The organism is Streptomyces sp. 2131.1 (genome assembly GCF_900105515.1).
Taxonomy (GTDB): Bacteria; Actinomycetota; Actinomycetes; order Streptomycetales; family Streptomycetaceae; genus Streptomyces; species Streptomyces drozdowiczii.
On record NZ_FNSY01000001.1, the window covers coordinates 3,380,598 to 3,396,121 of the forward strand.

The 15,524-nt window shown below is 72.2% G+C and carries 11 protein-coding genes; 3 read left to right on the forward strand and 8 right to left on the reverse strand.

Annotated features, from left to right (window positions below; all coding sequences use genetic code 11):
• Positions 1-2: 2 nt before the first annotated feature.
• Both BLW14_RS15265 and BLW14_RS15270 read right to left on the reverse strand, forming a co-directional pair.
• Entirely contained in the window at positions 3-1,772 is a 1,770-nt protein-coding gene (locus tag BLW14_RS15265) for an acyl-CoA dehydrogenase family protein (RefSeq protein WP_093707833.1), read from the reverse strand.
• Positions 1,769-3,583, reverse strand: a complete 1,815-nt coding sequence (locus BLW14_RS15270) for a fatty acyl-AMP ligase (RefSeq protein ID WP_256332795.1) — start codon at positions 3,581-3,583, stop codon at positions 1,769-1,771. The genes BLW14_RS15265 and BLW14_RS15270 overlap by 4 nt, the downstream gene beginning before the upstream one ends.
• A gap of 164 nt (positions 3,584-3,747) precedes the next feature.
• On the opposite strand from BLW14_RS15270, the gene BLW14_RS15275 reads away from it, so the two are divergent.
• Positions 3,748-4,713 carry an ACP S-malonyltransferase gene (locus tag BLW14_RS15275; RefSeq protein ID WP_093707835.1) on the forward strand — a complete coding sequence of 322 codons (966 nt, stop codon included), beginning with the start codon at positions 3,748-3,750 and terminating at the stop codon, positions 4,711-4,713.
• 62 nt (positions 4,714-4,775) lie between these two features.
• Here BLW14_RS15275 and BLW14_RS15280 read toward each other — a convergent pair whose 3' ends face one another.
• Both BLW14_RS15280 and BLW14_RS15285 read right to left on the reverse strand, forming a co-directional pair.
• Complete coding sequence (locus tag BLW14_RS15280; protein WP_093707836.1) at positions 4,776-6,371, reverse strand: outer membrane protein assembly factor BamB family protein; 1,596 nt, start codon at positions 6,369-6,371, stop codon at positions 4,776-4,778.
• A gap of 88 nt (positions 6,372-6,459) precedes the next feature.
• Positions 6,460-8,064 carry an AMP-binding protein gene (locus BLW14_RS15285; RefSeq protein WP_093707837.1) on the reverse strand — a complete coding sequence of 535 codons (1,605 nt, stop codon included), beginning with the start codon at positions 8,062-8,064 and terminating at the stop codon, positions 6,460-6,462.
• Between the two features lie 103 nt (positions 8,065-8,167).
• Here BLW14_RS15285 and BLW14_RS15290 point away from each other — a divergent pair, with 103 nt between their 5' ends.
• Positions 8,168-8,434, forward strand: coding sequence for a phosphopantetheine-binding protein (locus tag BLW14_RS15290; protein WP_093707838.1), 267 nt, complete (start codon positions 8,168-8,170; stop codon positions 8,432-8,434).
• 89 nt (positions 8,435-8,523) lie between these two features.
• Here the strand turns inward: BLW14_RS15290 and BLW14_RS15295 are convergent, their stop codons facing one another.
• From BLW14_RS15295 to BLW14_RS15305, 3 genes are all read right to left on the reverse strand, one after another.
• Positions 8,524-9,774, reverse strand: coding sequence for a pyridoxal phosphate-dependent aminotransferase (locus tag BLW14_RS15295; protein WP_093707839.1), 1,251 nt, complete (start codon positions 9,772-9,774; stop codon positions 8,524-8,526).
• Positions 9,771-11,156 (reverse strand): KamA family radical SAM protein, encoded by a 1,386-nt coding sequence (locus tag BLW14_RS15300; protein WP_093707840.1) that lies wholly within the window; start codon positions 11,154-11,156, stop codon positions 9,771-9,773. The genes BLW14_RS15295 and BLW14_RS15300 overlap by 4 nt, the downstream gene beginning before the upstream one ends.
• A 357-nt stretch (positions 11,157-11,513) precedes the next feature.
• On the reverse strand, positions 11,514-13,145 hold the full coding sequence (locus BLW14_RS15305; RefSeq protein ID WP_093707841.1) for an MFS transporter: 1,632 nt from the start codon (positions 13,143-13,145) through the stop codon (positions 11,514-11,516).
• Between the two features lie 199 nt (positions 13,146-13,344).
• Between BLW14_RS15305 and BLW14_RS15310 the strand changes: the two genes are divergently transcribed.
• Positions 13,345-13,842 (forward strand): hypothetical protein, encoded by a 498-nt coding sequence (locus tag BLW14_RS15310; protein WP_093707842.1) that lies wholly within the window; start codon positions 13,345-13,347, stop codon positions 13,840-13,842.
• A 66-nt stretch (positions 13,843-13,908) separates the two neighbouring features.
• On the opposite strand, the gene BLW14_RS15315 is transcribed toward BLW14_RS15310, so the two are convergent.
• The gene (locus tag BLW14_RS15315; RefSeq protein WP_093707843.1) at positions 13,909-15,501 is read right to left on the reverse strand and encodes an AMP-binding protein; all 1,593 of its coding nucleotides are present in this window, start codon (positions 15,499-15,501) and stop codon (positions 13,909-13,911) included.
• Between the last annotated feature and the right edge of the window lie 23 nt (positions 15,502-15,524).

Sequence of the window (15,524 nt, forward strand, 5' to 3'; positions counted from 1 at the left end):
GGTCAACCCGGGATCGGGGTCGAGTAGAGGTCGTAGCTGGTCCGGGTGGAGAAGCGGAGCTGGACCTCGTGCCTCAGCCGCGTCTCGCACTCCGGGGGGAGGGCGTCGACGCGTGTGCCGAGCCGCCCGCAGATGCGGTGCAGCGCGGCGGCGGCCCAGGACGGGTCGGCGAGGAACGGGTCGGAGCCGTAGCGGGCCTGGTCCCAGACGCCGAGCACGGCGGCCCCGGCGAGCAGCAGCGTGTACCGGTCCATCAGGGCGAACCTGGCGGGCTGGGCGCTGGTGGCCGGTCCCGCCGCCTCCAGCCGGAGCACCCGCCGCCGCACGTCCCGGAACTCCTCGACGAGCAGCCCCGCGAGGGCGCGCAGGGCACGCTCCACGGGGCCGTGGCCCTCGATGCGCGCGGCGACCGCGAGCAGCGAGGCGCTGAGCGAGTCCCGGCCGCAGGCCAGCGCGAGCCGGTCGGTGCGCAGCGGCGGCAGGTCCCCGTCCAGCCGGAAGAGCCCGGCGGGCGCCTCGTCCTCGACGAACCAGGAGCGGCGGGCCAGCCGGGGCATCTGCGGGATGACGGTGGCCTGGCAGGCGACGGTGCCGGCGTGGCCGAGGCTGAGCACGGGCACGTCCCTGACGTGCTTCTGGAAGATGCCCCGGGTGCCCTCGCGGGTGTAGAAGTCGGAGCCCAGGACGATCGACAGGTCGTACATCGTCTCGCCGAGCACGCGCGGCATCAGGTATTTGAGCGCCGCCGAGGTCACGCTCGTCTCGGCGGGCAGCAGGTGCAGGGCGCGGGCGGCGACCACGGCGAGCGCGTCGTAGAGCAGCAGGCTGACGAAGGCGTTGGTGAGGGCCGCGCCGGTGCGGCTGTTGTCGGTGGGCCGGCCCTGCCAGCCGCCGGACTGCTCGCGGTCGATGCGGACGGCGGTGCGCAGGCTGGTGTCCAGGGCGGCGACGGCGGTCGCGGCGATCACGGTCCGGCTGATCTGGAAGGAGCGCAGCGCGGTCTCGATCCCGCTGCCCTCCGGGCCGAGGAGCGCCCCGTCGGGCACCGGGCAGTCGTCGAACTCCACCCCGGCGAACCGGCAGCCGCGCAGCCCGACCGGGGTCCGGCGGGCGGTGACGGCCGCGTGGGCGTCGGACAGCTGCTCCGGTGCCAGCAGCAGCACGGAGTGGCTGCGGCTGCCCGGGGCCGGGTCGGTGCGGCAGAACAGGACGAGCGCCCCGGCCCGTTCCAGGTTGTTGACCAGCGGCTTCCCGCCGCTGATCAGATAGCCGCCGCCGGGGCCGCGCCGGGCGGTGACCTGACTGCGTACGAAGTCGTTGCTGTGCGCGGTCTCGTGCTGGGCGATGGCCGCGCGGCCGCCCGCACGCAGCAGCCCGGCCAGCCACTCCCGCTGCCGGTCGCTGCCCGTGGCCCAGACGTCGGACGCGGCCATGAACGTGGTCATGCCGTGCCCGATGGCCAGGCCCACGTCCCGGCGCATCACCGGCCGCATGACCCGGACCAGGGTGTCCATCGCGTCGAGCCGGCCGCCCAGCGCGCGCGGCACGTACTCGTCGACGATCCCGAACTCGTCGAGCAGCGCCTCCCCCGCGGCGAACGGCACCGCGGCCCGGTCGGCTTCGAGGAGCGCGGTGTACCCGGCCGGGTTGGCCGGGTCGGAGGGGTCGCCGAACAGGTCCTCCAGCTCGGCGACCCGGGCCCGGACGGCGCTCTCGCGCCGGCGCGCGGCCGCTTCGGAGGTGTGCGGGAGCGCGGTGGGCAGGGTCGTCACCACCGCCTTCCTCCGTCGGCTCCCTCCGGCCGCAGCAGGTCGCCTCCGAACAGCACGTCCTCGGCGCGGGCCAGCGCCCACACGTCCGGGGTCAGCACCTCGTACTCGCCGCGCACCACACCGTCCAGGAACAGCTTCCGCATCAGGGTCCGCTGGACCTTGCCGCTGCTGGTGCGGCGCACGGCACCGGGGCGCACCAGCAGGATGTTGCCGGCCGGGATCTCGAATTCCTGGCCGATCAGGGCCTGGATCTTCTGGGCCACCGTGCGCAGTTCGGTGCTGTCGGCGACGCCCCGCACCTCCTGCACGAGGACCAGGTGCTCACGGCCGGCGTCCACCGAGAACGCGGCTCCGGCGCCGAAGGTCAGGGCCGGGCTGACGGTGCGGGCGGCCCACTCGACGTCCTGCGGGTAGACGTTGCGGCCGTTGATGATGATGACTTCCTTGAGCCGACCGGTGACGAACAGCTCCCCGTCGACCATCATCCCGAGGTCGCCGGTGCGCAGGAAGTTGCTCTCCTCGTCGTTGACGGCGGCGAGGAAGGTCCGGACGGTCTCGGTGGGCCGCCGCCAGTAGCCGCGGGCGACGCTGTAGCCGCGTACCCATATCTCGCCGACCGCGCCGGGCGGCAGCTCGTGGTGGGTCAGCGGGTCCACGATCCGTACGTCGGTGTCCACGGGCACGCCGCAGCCGACGAGGGTCCGCCGGCGGGTCTCCGTGCCCGCCGCCTCGGCCCGGTCCCGCTCCAGCTCCGCCTGGTCGAACTCCTTGCGGACGTACGGGGTGCCGGGTTCGCCGCCGGAGACGACGAGCGTGGCCTCCGCGAGCCCGTAGCAGGGGCGCAGTGCCTCCGGCCGGAACCCGGCGGGCGCGAACCGCTCCGCGAATGCGTCCAGGCTCTCGGCGCGCACGGGCTCGGCGCCGTTGAGCGCGAGCCGCCAGCGGGACAGGTCGAGCGCGGCGATCTGCTCGTCCTTGACCCGGTGGACGCACAGGTCGTAGCAGAAGTTGGGGCCGCCGCCGACGGTGACACCGTACTCGTCGATGGCCTGGAGCCAGCGCAGCGGGCGCTTCACGAAGGAGAGCGGGGTGACCTGGACGCTGTGGCTGCCGAGGTACACCGGATGCAGCAGGTGCGCGACCAGGCCCATGTCGTGGAAGTAGGGCAGCCAGCTGCCGAAGACGTCCTCGCGGGTGGTGTGCAGCAGCTTCTTCAGACTGGCCTGGTTGGCGAGGAGGTTGCGGTGCGAGACGGTCACGCCGCGCGGTTCGGAGACCGAGCCGGAGGTGTACTGGAGGAAGACCAGGTCGTCCCCGCGGGCCGCGACCGGCCGCCACGCCTCCGGGTCGCCGATCTCGGACACGTCGGTGACCAGGCACTCGGCGGTGGACCGGGTGTTGCGGGCGAGCCAGAGCGCGACCTCGGGCGCGGCGTCGGTCTCGGTGAGGACGACGGCGGCGCCGGTGTCCTTGAGCACGGCGGTGGTCCGGTTGAGCCGCTTGTCGCGGCCGGCCTCGCCGGGCAGCGGTACGGGGACCGCGACGGCTCCCGCGTACAGGCAGCCCGCGAAGCCCTTGAGGAACTCCACGGTCGAGGAGTAGGCGAGCAGCACGGGCTGCTCCGCCACGCCGTAGCTCTGGAGGCAGGCGGCGATGCGTCTCGCCTCCCGGTCCAGCTCTCCGTAGGTGAGGTGCTCGGCCACCGGACCGTCCGCGGTGTCACGGAGGAAGACGTGCACGTCCTCGTCGGCGAGTTCGGCCGTCCGGGCGCGGAGCAGTTCGGTGAAGGTGGCGAAGCGTGACTCTGACATCCGCGGCATCCCCTCGCGTCTGCGGGCCCGTGGATGTGCGGCCCTCGTTCCCGCCGATCCTCCGCAAAGGCCCTTGCAGCTCGCTTGCGCGCCCCGGCGCACGCGCCGAACTCAGGGGGCGGCAGGGGTGCACCGAGGGAGGGGGTACGGGTGACGCTCGGCCCATGGACACCCACACCGAACCCGCAGAGGCGACGCGGACGGCGATCGTCTTCCCCGGCATGCAGCCGACGGCCTTCTCCGAGGTCTCCCGGTTCATGCTGGTCAACCCGTACGCGCGCGAGCTGTACGCGCGCGCCGACGACACCCTCGGCTACCGCCTGGCCGACCGCTACCAGGAGACCGAGGGCGACTACTCGCTCTACGGGCAGATCTCCTTCGTGGTGAACTGCCTGGCCCTGGCGCACTTCGCCGGTGAGCGGCTGGAGGTCGACCCGTCCCATGTGACGGGCCCGAGCTTCGGCGCCCGCGCCGCCGCCGTGTACTCCGGGGTCCTGGACTTCGCCGACGCGGTGACGATGACGGCCCGGCTCGCGGAGACGGTGGACGACTACTTCGCCCGGGAGCACCCCGCCCTGGTCACCCAGTCGATGGCCCGGGTGCCGCAGGAGGGCGTGGCGGAGCTGCGCCGGGAGCTGGAGGAGCGCGGCGAGTGGAGCGACATCGCCTGCGTCGTCGACCACGACTTCACGATGCTGACCGTCCACGAGTCGGTCCTGGACTGGCTCCAGCGCCGTATCCGCTCGCTCGGCGGGATGGCGATGTACACGATGAAGCCGCCGATGCACTCGTACCTCTTCGACGGGCTGCGCGACCGGGTCGACGAGGAGATCTTCGCCGGGCTGACCTGGTCGGACCCGCGGCTGCCGGTGATCGCGGACCAGGACGGCCGCACGGTGACGACGGGTGCGGGCGTGCGCGAGATGCTGCTCGACGGCTTCGTACGCACGGTGCGCTGGCCGGACGTGGTGGCCTCGCTGAAGGCGGCGGGCGTGGCCCGGCTCTGCGTCTCCGGCGCGGACGGGCTGTTCACCCGCGTCGCGTGCACCACCCGGAACTTCCGGGTAATGCCGGTGACCCCCCGCTCGGCGATGCGGCCGGCGCGGCGCCGGATGCCGGTCGCGGCCTGAGAGCGGTACGCACGCGGAAGGGGCCGGTGCCGTCGTGGCACCGGCCCCCTCTGTCGTACCGCTTACCTGCCGTCCACCGTGAAGGCGTAGAACGTGCCCTCGGTGCTGCTGCCGGTGGTGCCGGCGCCGTCGGCGAAGCGGGCGTAGCCGTTGCCCCAGTAGACCGTGCCGTCGACGACGGCCGGGCCGGCGTTGGAGGAGTACGGGGCGGTGAACTCCCACAGGTAGTTGCCCGTGGCCGCGTCGAACGCGTACATGTGGCCGCTGGTGGAGCCGCCGAAGACGACGCCGTTCGCGGCGGTCAGGGCGCCCCAGGCGAAGCCGTCGGTGCGGTCCGCGACCTGCCAGATGATCTTGCCGGTCTGCGGGTCGAGTGCGGCGAACGAGCTGCGGTTGGTGACGGTGCCGTCGGCCATCGGATAGTCGAGCTTGTTGAAGTTGGCCTCGGCGATGTAGATCCGCTTGTCGTCGTTGGCCGTGCCCCACTCGATGCCGCCGACGTGTCCGCCGGGTCCGGCCGCCGCGCTCCAGACGACCTCGCCGCTGGTGGCGTCCATCAGCCAGTACTCGCCGCTCTTCTCACCCGCGCCGATCACCTTGCGGGGGCGGCCGCTCGCGTCCTTGATGGTGAACAGGTGGGCGCCGTCACCGAAGTCGTAGTCGTAGCCCGGGTTCGGCGGGCAGTTGTTCGGCGGGAGGCCCGGCAGGCAGCCCGTGTTCCAGGCGTCGAACCGCTTGGCGCCGGTGTGCCACTTGATCCGGCCCGTGGTCATGTCCAGGGCCAGGACCGTGTCGACGTAGTTGTCCTCCTGGTAGCACTGGGCGGGCGTGCCGCCGGCCGTCTGGCAGTCGGAGACCTCCTTCGGCACGGTGTAGTTGTTGCCGGTGGTGAAATAGACCGTGTTGGTCGACGGGTCCAGGGCCGGGGTGCCCCACACGGCGACACCGCTGTAGCCGCCCGGCTTCCCGCCGTTGTCCGGGGTGGTGAACTGCCGCCACAGCACCTTGCCGGTCTTCGCCGAGATGGCGTTCACGCTGCCGCGGAAGGTGCAGCAGGGGTACGAGGGGTCGTACGCGCCCTCGGACTCGCGCGAGGAGACGCCCTGGTAGATGACGCCGTCGTGGACGACCGGCGACTGCGTCAGCACTGCCTTGTACTGCTGGTCGATCTCGCGCGTCCAGATCTTGTCGCCGGTCTTCGCGTCCACCGCCATCAGGACGGCCTTCGTCCAGTCGGCTATGTAGACCCTGCCGTCCACGACCGTCGGGCTGGACCGGGAGACCGAGGCCGCGTCACCGGTGTACTCGGAGACCTTGTGCGACCAGATCTCCTTGCCGGTCTTCGCGTTGATCTTGTGCAGGTAGCCGCCCCAGTCGGGGAAGTACACCGCCCCGCCCACGACCGCCGGGGTCGCCGACACGTCGCCGTGGGTGGCGTACGTCCACTTGGCCTTCAGCCGGCTCGCGTTGTCCTTCGTGATCTTGTGCTCCGCCGAGGCGGAACGGCTGTTGGCCAGGTCGTGGCCGCCGGTCGACCAGTCGACCTGGGCCGCGCACGCGTTGGAGGGGGCCATACCGAGCGTGGTCGCCATCGCCACGGCGGCGAGCAGCGTGAACCTGCGGGCCGTCTTCCGCTGCGCGCGGAGTCTTGTGAACATGACTGACTGTCCTCCTGAGGACGGTGGTGAGGGTGATACCTGTGGGGTCTGTGGGGGCCGGGAAGGCCCTGGGGTTACGCGAGCGGGCTCAGGCGGCCGCAGGGGTCACGCGCGCCGGCTCCGGCGCCTTCGTGCCGTGCCGCTCCGTCGCGAGGGCGGTGAGCGCCAGCCGGTCCGTCTTCTTGTTGGTGTTGAGCGGGAACTCGTCCAGCCGGTGGTAGTGGCGCGGAATCAGCTGCGGCGGCAGCACCGCCGCCAGATCGCGGTGGAAGTCCCTGGGGGCGCGCGGCTCACCGAGGTAGAACGCGACCAGCTCGGTGCTGTTGGCCACCGGCACGCCGACCACGACCGCCCCCGTCACCGGGCACGCGGCCCGCATCGCGTGCTCCACCTCGGCCAGTTCGACGCGGTAGCCCTGCACCTGCACCTGCGAGTCCATCCGGCCGAGGTAGACCAGCTGGCCGTCGGCGAGCCGGCGGACCCGGTCCCCCGTCCGGTACCAGCGCAGCCCGTCCCGCTCCAGGTACTTGCCGTGCCCGTCCTCCTCGTCGAGGTAGCCGGCCGACAGCTGCGGACCCGCGAGCCAGAGTTCACCCTCGTCCGCCGCCTCCTCGCCCCGCTCGTCGAGCAGCAGCTCCGCGTGGCCCTCGTGGAGCAGGCCCAGCGGGACGACGCCGTTGACGCCGAGCCGGACCGACTCCTCGGGCGACCAGCGGTGGCGGTGCGTGGTGATCGTCATCTCGGTCGGCCCGTAGACGTTGATCACCGCGGAGCCGGGCGCGGCGCGCTGCCAGGCGTCGGTGTCCTCGAACTGAAGGGCCTCGCCGCCGAAGTACGTCCAGCGCAGCGTGGGCATCGAGCCGGGCAGCAGCCGTCCGGTGCGCCGGGACAGCGAGATCACGCTGGGCGCCGAGAACCACACGGTGATCCCGTGCTCCGCGACGAACCCGGGCAGATCGCGGTACGCGTGCGACGGCACCGACACCAGCGACGCCCCGGCCGCCCACGCGCACCACAGGTCCGAGACCGCGGAGTCCCAGTTGAGCCCGGCGGCCTGGGAGAACACGTCGTCGGCCGAGAAGTCGTACCGGTCGTCCATCAGCGCGAAGTAGTGCGCCATGTTGCCGTGGGTGAGCCGGACCCCCTTGGGGCGGCCGGTCGAGCCCGAGGTGAACAAGATGTACGCCACGTCCTCGGGCGCCGCGTCCCGGGGCCCGTCCAGCGCGGTGTCCGGGCCCGCCGCCAGCGCCGGAAGGCCGGTCCCCTCGGCGAAAGCCCGCGCCCCGGCCGCGTCCAGGTGCGGCGCCAGCACCGGCAGGCCGCCCAGCTCCGCCCCCGGGCCGCCGGCGAGCAGGGCCGCGCCCTCCTCGTCGACGACCAGGGCGGACACCTCGGCCGCGCCGAGCATCGAGACGACCTTGCCGGCGGGGAAGTCGGCCGGGATCGGGACCGCCGGGAGCCCCGCGTACAGGCTCGCCAGGATGCCGACGTACGCGGTGGTACCGCGGCCGGTCAGGATGCCGATGGCCGTGGGCGGTCCGCCGGGGGCGGCCAGCAGGGCGCCCGCCCAGGCCAGGGCCGTCGCATGGGCCGTCGTGTAGTCCACGGTGTCCCCGCCCACCCGGACGGCGATCCGATCCGGGGATTTCTCCAGGCCCCGCAGGAAACGCGCGTGCAACGCCTTCGACGTCATTGGTTCCATTTCCGCTCCTCATTTCCCGGCATACTCTCGGGCTTTCCCGGGACATTTCCGTGACACGTTGACAGCCGCCGACGGACGCCCTCATCATTCCCGTATGCCAGAACTCGCGAATCACACCTGGGACGAAGCCTTCGAGGCCGTCATCCGCCCGTTCCTGCCCTATCTCGATCCGGGCGAGAAGCTGACCGACGATTCCCCGCTCAAGGAGCTGGGACTCGACTCCATGGGCACGATCGAGCTGCTCGCCGCACTGGAGAGCGCCTATTCCGTGCGCTTTCTGGACGACGCCCTGAAGCTGGAGAATTTCGCCAGCCCGGACATCCTGTGGAACACCCTGATCACCAAAACAGAATCCGCGTGAGGAAACGGATCCACCGCCCGGCCCGACTAGGATTTCCCGTCCGAGTCGGGCCGCTCCCGTTCAATGAGCCCGCAGAAGTCCAGCGGATTTCACAGAAGGCGTTGAAAACTTTCCTCGACCCGGTCGAGCACCGACCGCACGTGCGGCAGTTCCAGCGGTTTTTCTGCGGCCAGTGACATTTCCTGCTGCTCCGCGCTGTCGCCGTAGAGCATGCTCGTCGCGCACTTGAAGCGGAGGGCCCCCGGCTCGTCCCCGAGGAGGTGCCCCGCGAGCACCACAGTCCCCAGGTCCAGCATCCTCCGGGCCAGCGAGGCCGAGTCCGTCACGCCGTGCTTGCCGAGCTCCTCCCGGACCGGCTCGAAGTCCGGGTACACGTAGAACGCCCCGGTGGGCGGCCGGCAGCGTGCCCCCGCGTCCACGGCGATCCGGTGCACCTCGCGGGCGACGGCCCCGTGCAGCCGGGCACTGGCGCGCAGCCGCTCCCGGATCTCCTCCGGCTCCCCGAAGGCGTACTCGGCGGCCTCCTGCATCGGGCCCGCGAGCGTGGACCAGATCTCACTGGCCACCGAGACGGCCCCGGCGCGGATCGACCCGCCCCACGGCCCCTCGGGGAAGCGGGCCGCCCCGATCCGCCAGCCGCCCACGGCGAGGGACTTGCTGAGCCCGGTGCAGACGACGGTCCTGGCCGGCGCCACCTCGGCGGGGCTGAGGTAGTCCGCCTCCGGGTCGTGCATGACGTCCCGGTAGATCTCGTCCGAGACGATGAGCAGGTCCTCCTCATCGGCGATGGCACACAGTTCACGGATCATCGCGTGCGAGGCGAGGGTGCCGGTCGGGTTGTCCGGCAGCGTCAGGATCATGAGGCGCGGATCGCGGCCCCCGGCGCGCGCCGCCCGGATGTGCTCGCGCAGCACGGCCGGGTCGGGCACCCCGCCGCACTCCTCGGGGATCGGCACGGGGACCGGGTGCTTGCCGGCCAGCCGGGCCTGCGGGGCGTAGGTGTTCCAGGCCGGGCGCGGGATCAGCACGTCGCCGGGGACCGTGTGGTTGACGGCCATGAGCAGCGGCTTGCTGCCCGGGGCGACCACGATCTGCTCGGCTCCGGTGGGCAGGCGGCGCCGCGCGAAGTACCCGGCGACGGCCTCCCGTACGCCCGGCGAACCGGCCACCGGGCCGTAGGCGTTGCGCCGCGCTCCCGCGACGAGGCGCTCGACGAGCGGCCCGAAGGCGGGCAGCCGCGACTCGCCGAAGCCGAGGTGGACGAGGCTCTCGCCGGCCGCCCGGCGTTCGGCGACGAGCTGGTTGAGCGCGAGGTTCGGGGACATGCCCATCGTGCTCATGCCTGGCCCCCCACCCCGGCGACGGCCGTCCGGCTCCCGAAGAGCTCCGGCTCGGTGGACCGGACCGGCCCGGCGATGGCACGGGCGATGTCGGCGGGCACCGAGTGGTCGAGGCGGAGGTCGTCCAGCCAGGCCGCGTCGGCGTCGTAGTGCGCGAGGAACGGGCGCCCGACGAGCTTCGGGTCGCGCGCCTGCATCATGCGCAGCTGGAAGAACAGCCCCTCGGCCTTCTCGACGACCCCGTCGACGGCCACCTTGCCGGGCGTCGCGGACATCACAGGGCCGCGCACCGTACGGGCGAGGCCGGGCAGCGTCGCGTAGGCGTCCCGGTAGATCTCCGCCGCCCGCGCGAGGGGCACCCTGAAGTAGTCGTACGGGCCGGTGTCGCGCTCCACGAACATGTAGTACGGCACGGCGCCGACGGCCAGTTCGGCCCGCCACATCCGCGCCCACACGTCGGCTTCGTCGTTGACCTTCGCGATCAACGGGGCCTGGCAGTAGACCAGCGCGCCGGTGGACCGGATGCGGGCGACGGCGCGTCGGGCGAGGTCGGTCTCCAGCTCGCGCGGGTGGCTGAAGTGCGCCATCACGGCGAGGTTCCGGCCGGTGGCGACGACCTCCTCGAACAGCCGCAGCACGTCGTCGGCGTCCGGGTCGGTGACGTACCGCTGCGGCCAGTAGGCCACGGACTTCGTCCCGATCCGGATCGTGCGCACGCTGTCCAGCGACAGCAGCGGCTCCAGGTGGGTGCGCAGCCGCGCGGTGGACATCACCATCGGGTCGCCGCCGGTCACGAGCACGTCGCCGGCGTCCGGGTGCGTCTCCAAGTACGAGATCAGGCCACGCGGGTCCGGTGCGGCGAACCGCAGTTCGCTGTCGCCGACGAACTGCGCCCAGCGGAAGCAGTACGTGCAGTACGAGTGGCAGGTCTGGCCCTGGCTCGGGAAGTACAGCACCGTCTCGCGGTACTTGTGCTGGAGGCCCGGGAGTTCGACGCCGTCGCGGGTGGGGACGTTGAGCTCCTTCTGCCCGGACGGGTGCGGGTTGAGCCGGCCGCGTATCTGCTGCACCAGGGCCCGCAGCGCGACCTTGCCGGAGGGGTCCGCGGAGAGCTTGGCCAGATCGCGTTCGTTCTGCCCGCTCAGCATCCCCTTCTGCGGGAAGACCAGCTGGAACATCGGGTCGTCGGGGATGCGGTCCCAGTCGATCAGCTGCGACAGGACGTACTCGTTGACCCGGAAGGGCAGCACCATCGACACGAGCCGGACGGTCTCCCGTATGTCGGCGGGCAGGCCGTGGCGGTCGGCGATCTCGTCGAGCTGCCGTGGTCCGTAGGCGCGGAACCGTGCCGCCTCGGCAGGATCGGTTGCCAGCAGGGACATGCGGATATTCCTCCAGCCTGGTGCCCGGCAGTCCGAGCGTCTGCTCGAACACGATGCCGATGCTAGGGACGTGAATCGGCCACCGGACCCCAGAACCGACCCCAGCCGGACCCTTACGAACAGCCGCCACCCCTGCGGGTTTTCCGCGGCTCCCGGGCATGGCGAAGCCGCCCAGGAGCGACGGGGGACGCGCTCCTGGACGGCTGCTTTCGGACCCCTTGAGGGGTGGGTGTTACGGGCGGGAACGGCGTTACGCGACCCCCGCGCGGGTGGAGGTTACGCCCGGCCCCGCGCGGGAACGGCGCTACGCGAGCCCCGCGCGGGTGGAGGTTACGCCCGGCCCGCGCGGGAACGGCGCTACGCGAGCCCCGTGCCCGGCTCCTGCACGCCCGCCGTCGAGGACTGCGCGGCAGCCCCTTCGCCCTCGGCCGGCTCGGTCGCCTTCGCGTTGTCCTGCTGTACGGATCGCAGCCCGACGAGTGCCACGACGGCGGCCCCGGCCATCACGACCGCGCCGGCCACGGATGCCGCGTGCACCTCGGTGGTGAAGGCGGAACGGGCCGCGTCCACGAGGTTCCCGCCGGCCTCGCCGGGCAGCCGGGCCGCCGCCGCGAGCGCGCCGCCGATCGTCTCGCGCGCCGCGTCCAGCGCGCTGTCCGGCACTCTGGCGGGGTCGTCCAGCGCGGAGCTGTTGCGGTAGGCGGTGGCGCCGATGGAGCCGAGTACGGCGACGCCGAGGGCGCCGCCCAGCTCCTGGCAGGTCTGGAGCAGCGCGGACGCGGTGCCGGCGCGCTCCGGCGGCACCTGGCCGACGACGAGTTCGGTGACCAGGGTGAGGACGGGGGTGAGGCCGACCGCGAGGGCGATGATGCCGATCAGGATCAGCACGAGGCCGTCCTCGTCCGGCACCTGGGTGAGCATCAGCAGCGCGACGGTGGCCAGCCCGAAGCCGCTCGCGATGATGACGGCCGGGCGGATCGTCCGGACGAGCACCGTCGCCAGGGGCACGACCGCGCCGACCGCGATGGTCCCCGGGATCGTCCACAGCGCGGACTTCAGGGCGCTCATCCCGAGCACGGACTGCATGTACTGCGTGGAGAACAACGAGTACCCGACGAGGGTGAAGCAGGCCAGCATGTTGACGGTCACCGAGGCGCCGAACGCCCGGTTCCGGAACAGCGACACGTCGATCATCGGGTCGGCGCTGGTGCGCTGACGGCGCAGGAACATCGGGACGAAGGCGAGCCCGACGACGATCGCGACGACGTACGGAATCGTGAACCCGTCCACGGCGATCTTCTTGAACCCGTAGACGACCGGCAGGATCGCGGCCAGCGAGAGCACGGCGCTCACCAGGTCGAACTTCCCGGCGGCGGGGTCCTTGAACTCCGGCAGCAGGAACGGCCCCGCGACCAGCAGCAGCACCATCACCGGCACGTTGATCAGGAACACCGACCCCCACCAGAACCCGGCCAGCAGCGCCCCGCTGACCACGGGCCCGAGCGCCGCGCCCGCCGCCATGCCCGTCGACCACACCGCGATGGCGGTACGCCGCTGGGTCTGCTCCCGGAACAGGTTCCGGATCAGCGCCAGCGTCGACGGCATCAGCGTCGCCCCGCCGATGCCCTGGAACGCCCGGGCGCTGATCACCATCTCCGGGCTGTTGGCGTACGCGGCGAGCAGCGAACCGCCGCCGAAGACCACGGCCCCGATCAGCAGCAGCCGCCGGCGCCCGATGCGGTCGCCGAGGGCGCCCATGGTGAGCAGGACGCCGGCGAGCACGAAGCCGTAGATGTCGATCATCCACAGCTGCTGGCTGCCGGACGGCCGCAGCTCCTCGCTGATGGACGGGATCGCGAAGTAGAGGACGGTCAGGTCCATGGAGACGAGCAGCACGGGCAGGAGCAGAACGCCGAGGGCGATCCATTCCTTCCGGCCCGCTCTGGCCTCCGGTCCGGTAGGTGCGTTCTCGCTCTGGGAGCTGGTCATGGAGACGGTCCAATGCTGGGGGGACGGGACGTACGTATCAGTGAACGGAAGTACTGGCGCGTAGGGGCCCCGCGCGCAAGGGAACAGGGGTACAGACAGGGCCCCGAATAGGGGTCCGTGACGCCCGCGCCCGGGTAGGAAAGGCGCCTGCGGCCGTGTGCTGTAATCGGCGCCGGCATGCGGATGAGGGGGTACGTGGATGGGTGTCCGGGGTGCACGTGCGGCGGGGGCGGTGCTCGTGGTGGCGGCGATCCTGCCGGCGGCGTGGTTCGGTGGTGACGGTGATGCCGGCGAGGACCGCACGACGGCCGCGGTCGAGGCCGCCCGGGCCTACCAGCAGGCCCAGTTGGACATGGACTGGGAAGCCGCGTGCGAGGCCATCACCGACCGCCTGCGGCGGCGCTGGGAGGCCGACACGATCGCCGAGTGCGTCGCCGTCAGGGGCGTCCCCCGGATCAACGACGGCTCGGGCGCCCGGGTGACCACGGGCGAGCCGATCGACCTCCCGGCATCCGGCGTCCACCCCGCGGGCATCGGCCTGCGGGTTTCCCTGGGCCCCATAGGGAACGGCGTGACCATCGACACGGCACACCGCGTCGTGCCCGGCGAGGACGGCACCTGGCTGATCGACCAGTCGGTCAACCTTTCCGAAGACACGGACACGGTGGCGGTACGCAAGGCACTCACGCGCAAGTAGGTCCGAGGGCGCGGAGCGCGACCCCGGTCGCCATACAGACCGAGCAGGTGCGAGGGAGGCGCCCGCTCACTCCTCCGCCACCAGCGCCGCCAGGGCGCGGCGGTCCGTCTTGCCGTTCGGGGTGAGGGGGAGGGACGGGGTCAGGGAGACCTTGCGGGGGACCATGTAGTCGGGGAGGGTCTGCTTGCAGAAGGCGCTCAGGGCCACCGGCTGGGCGTCGAAGCCGTGGGCCGGGACGACGTACGCGTACAGCTCCGGGTCCTCGCCGGGGCGCGGGCGGACCACGACCGCCGCGGCCTCCACGCCGGGGAACTCCAGGAGCCGGCGCTCGATCTCGCCCAGTTCGACGCGGTTGCCGCGCATCTTGACCTGGAGGTCGGAGCGGCCGACGAAGTACAGCTCGCCGCTCTCGCCCCGGTACGCCAGGTCGCTGGACTTGTAGACGACCTGGCCGGAGCGGGGGTTGAGGGGGTCCGGGACGAGAACGGACCGGGTGGCCTCGGGGTCGTCCCAGTAGCCGGTGAAGAGGGACGGGCCGCGCAGGTGGATCTCGCCCACCTCGCCCGGCTCGTCGACCGGGCGGCCCTCCTCGTCGAGCAGCAGCATCTCCGCGCCCGGGTAGGCGAAGCCGATGGAGAGCTTGTCGATGTTCTCGGGCAGCGGGTTCGGCACATCGGTGAGGGAGAACGCCATCGCCTCGGTCGGGCCGAAGCAGTTCACCACCCGGACCCGGTCCAGCAGCGTTTGCAGTTGACGCAGCTCGGGAAGCGGGAACGCCTCACCGGAGAACAGGACCCCGCGGATCTGCCCGGACAGGGCCGCGAGGCCGGCCGCTTCGTGGCGCAGCACCGGCCGCCAGATGGACGGCACCCCGTCGACCTGCGTGGCCCCCGTGTCCGCGAGGAACTTCAGGAACCGGCGCGGCCAGTGCATGAGTTCGCGCGGTACGGGAATGAGCTGCGCCCCCGAGCCCAGGGCGAGCCCGATGTCGAGGAGCGCGAAGTCGAACTGGAGCGGGGACGTCGTCGCGAGCCGGTCCTGCGGCGTGACGATGGAGTGCCGCAGCATGCCCCGGTAGAAGGAGAGCACCCCGCGGTGGCTCATCACGACGCCCTTGGGGCGGCCCGTGGTGCCCGAGGTGAAGATCATGTACGCGGCGTCGGTGGTGACGGCCTCACGGCGGTGCCGGGTGCGCGCCACCGGGACGCGCTCCACGGTCACGCCGTCCGGGCCGAAACGGGCCGTGCCGACGGTCGAAGGGATGCCCTCGCGGGTGCCCTTCAGCGTCTGGAGGTGCAGCGCCGGTTCCGCCGTGTCGATGATCGTACGGAGGCGGGGGTCGGGGACGTCGGGGCTCACCGGGATGAAGGTGAGCCCGAGCATCGAGCAGGCCAGCAGCGCGGCCACGGCGGCGGCCGAGTTGTCGCTCTCCAGGACGACCCGGTCACCGATGTCGAGGCCGAGGGAGTCCAGGGTGACCGCGTAGTCGTGGGCCCTGCGCTCCAGTTGGCGGTAACTGAGGACCCGGTGCGAACCGTCCTCCGCCGCCTCCCAGGCCGCCGGGCTGTCCGGCGCGGTGCGGGCCGCGGCCAGCATGAATTCGTGGATGCGCTCGGCCGGCGCGCCGACCGCCGCCGGGTGCTCCGTGCTCAGGCTCATCGGCCCGCCTCCTGCGCTCGTCG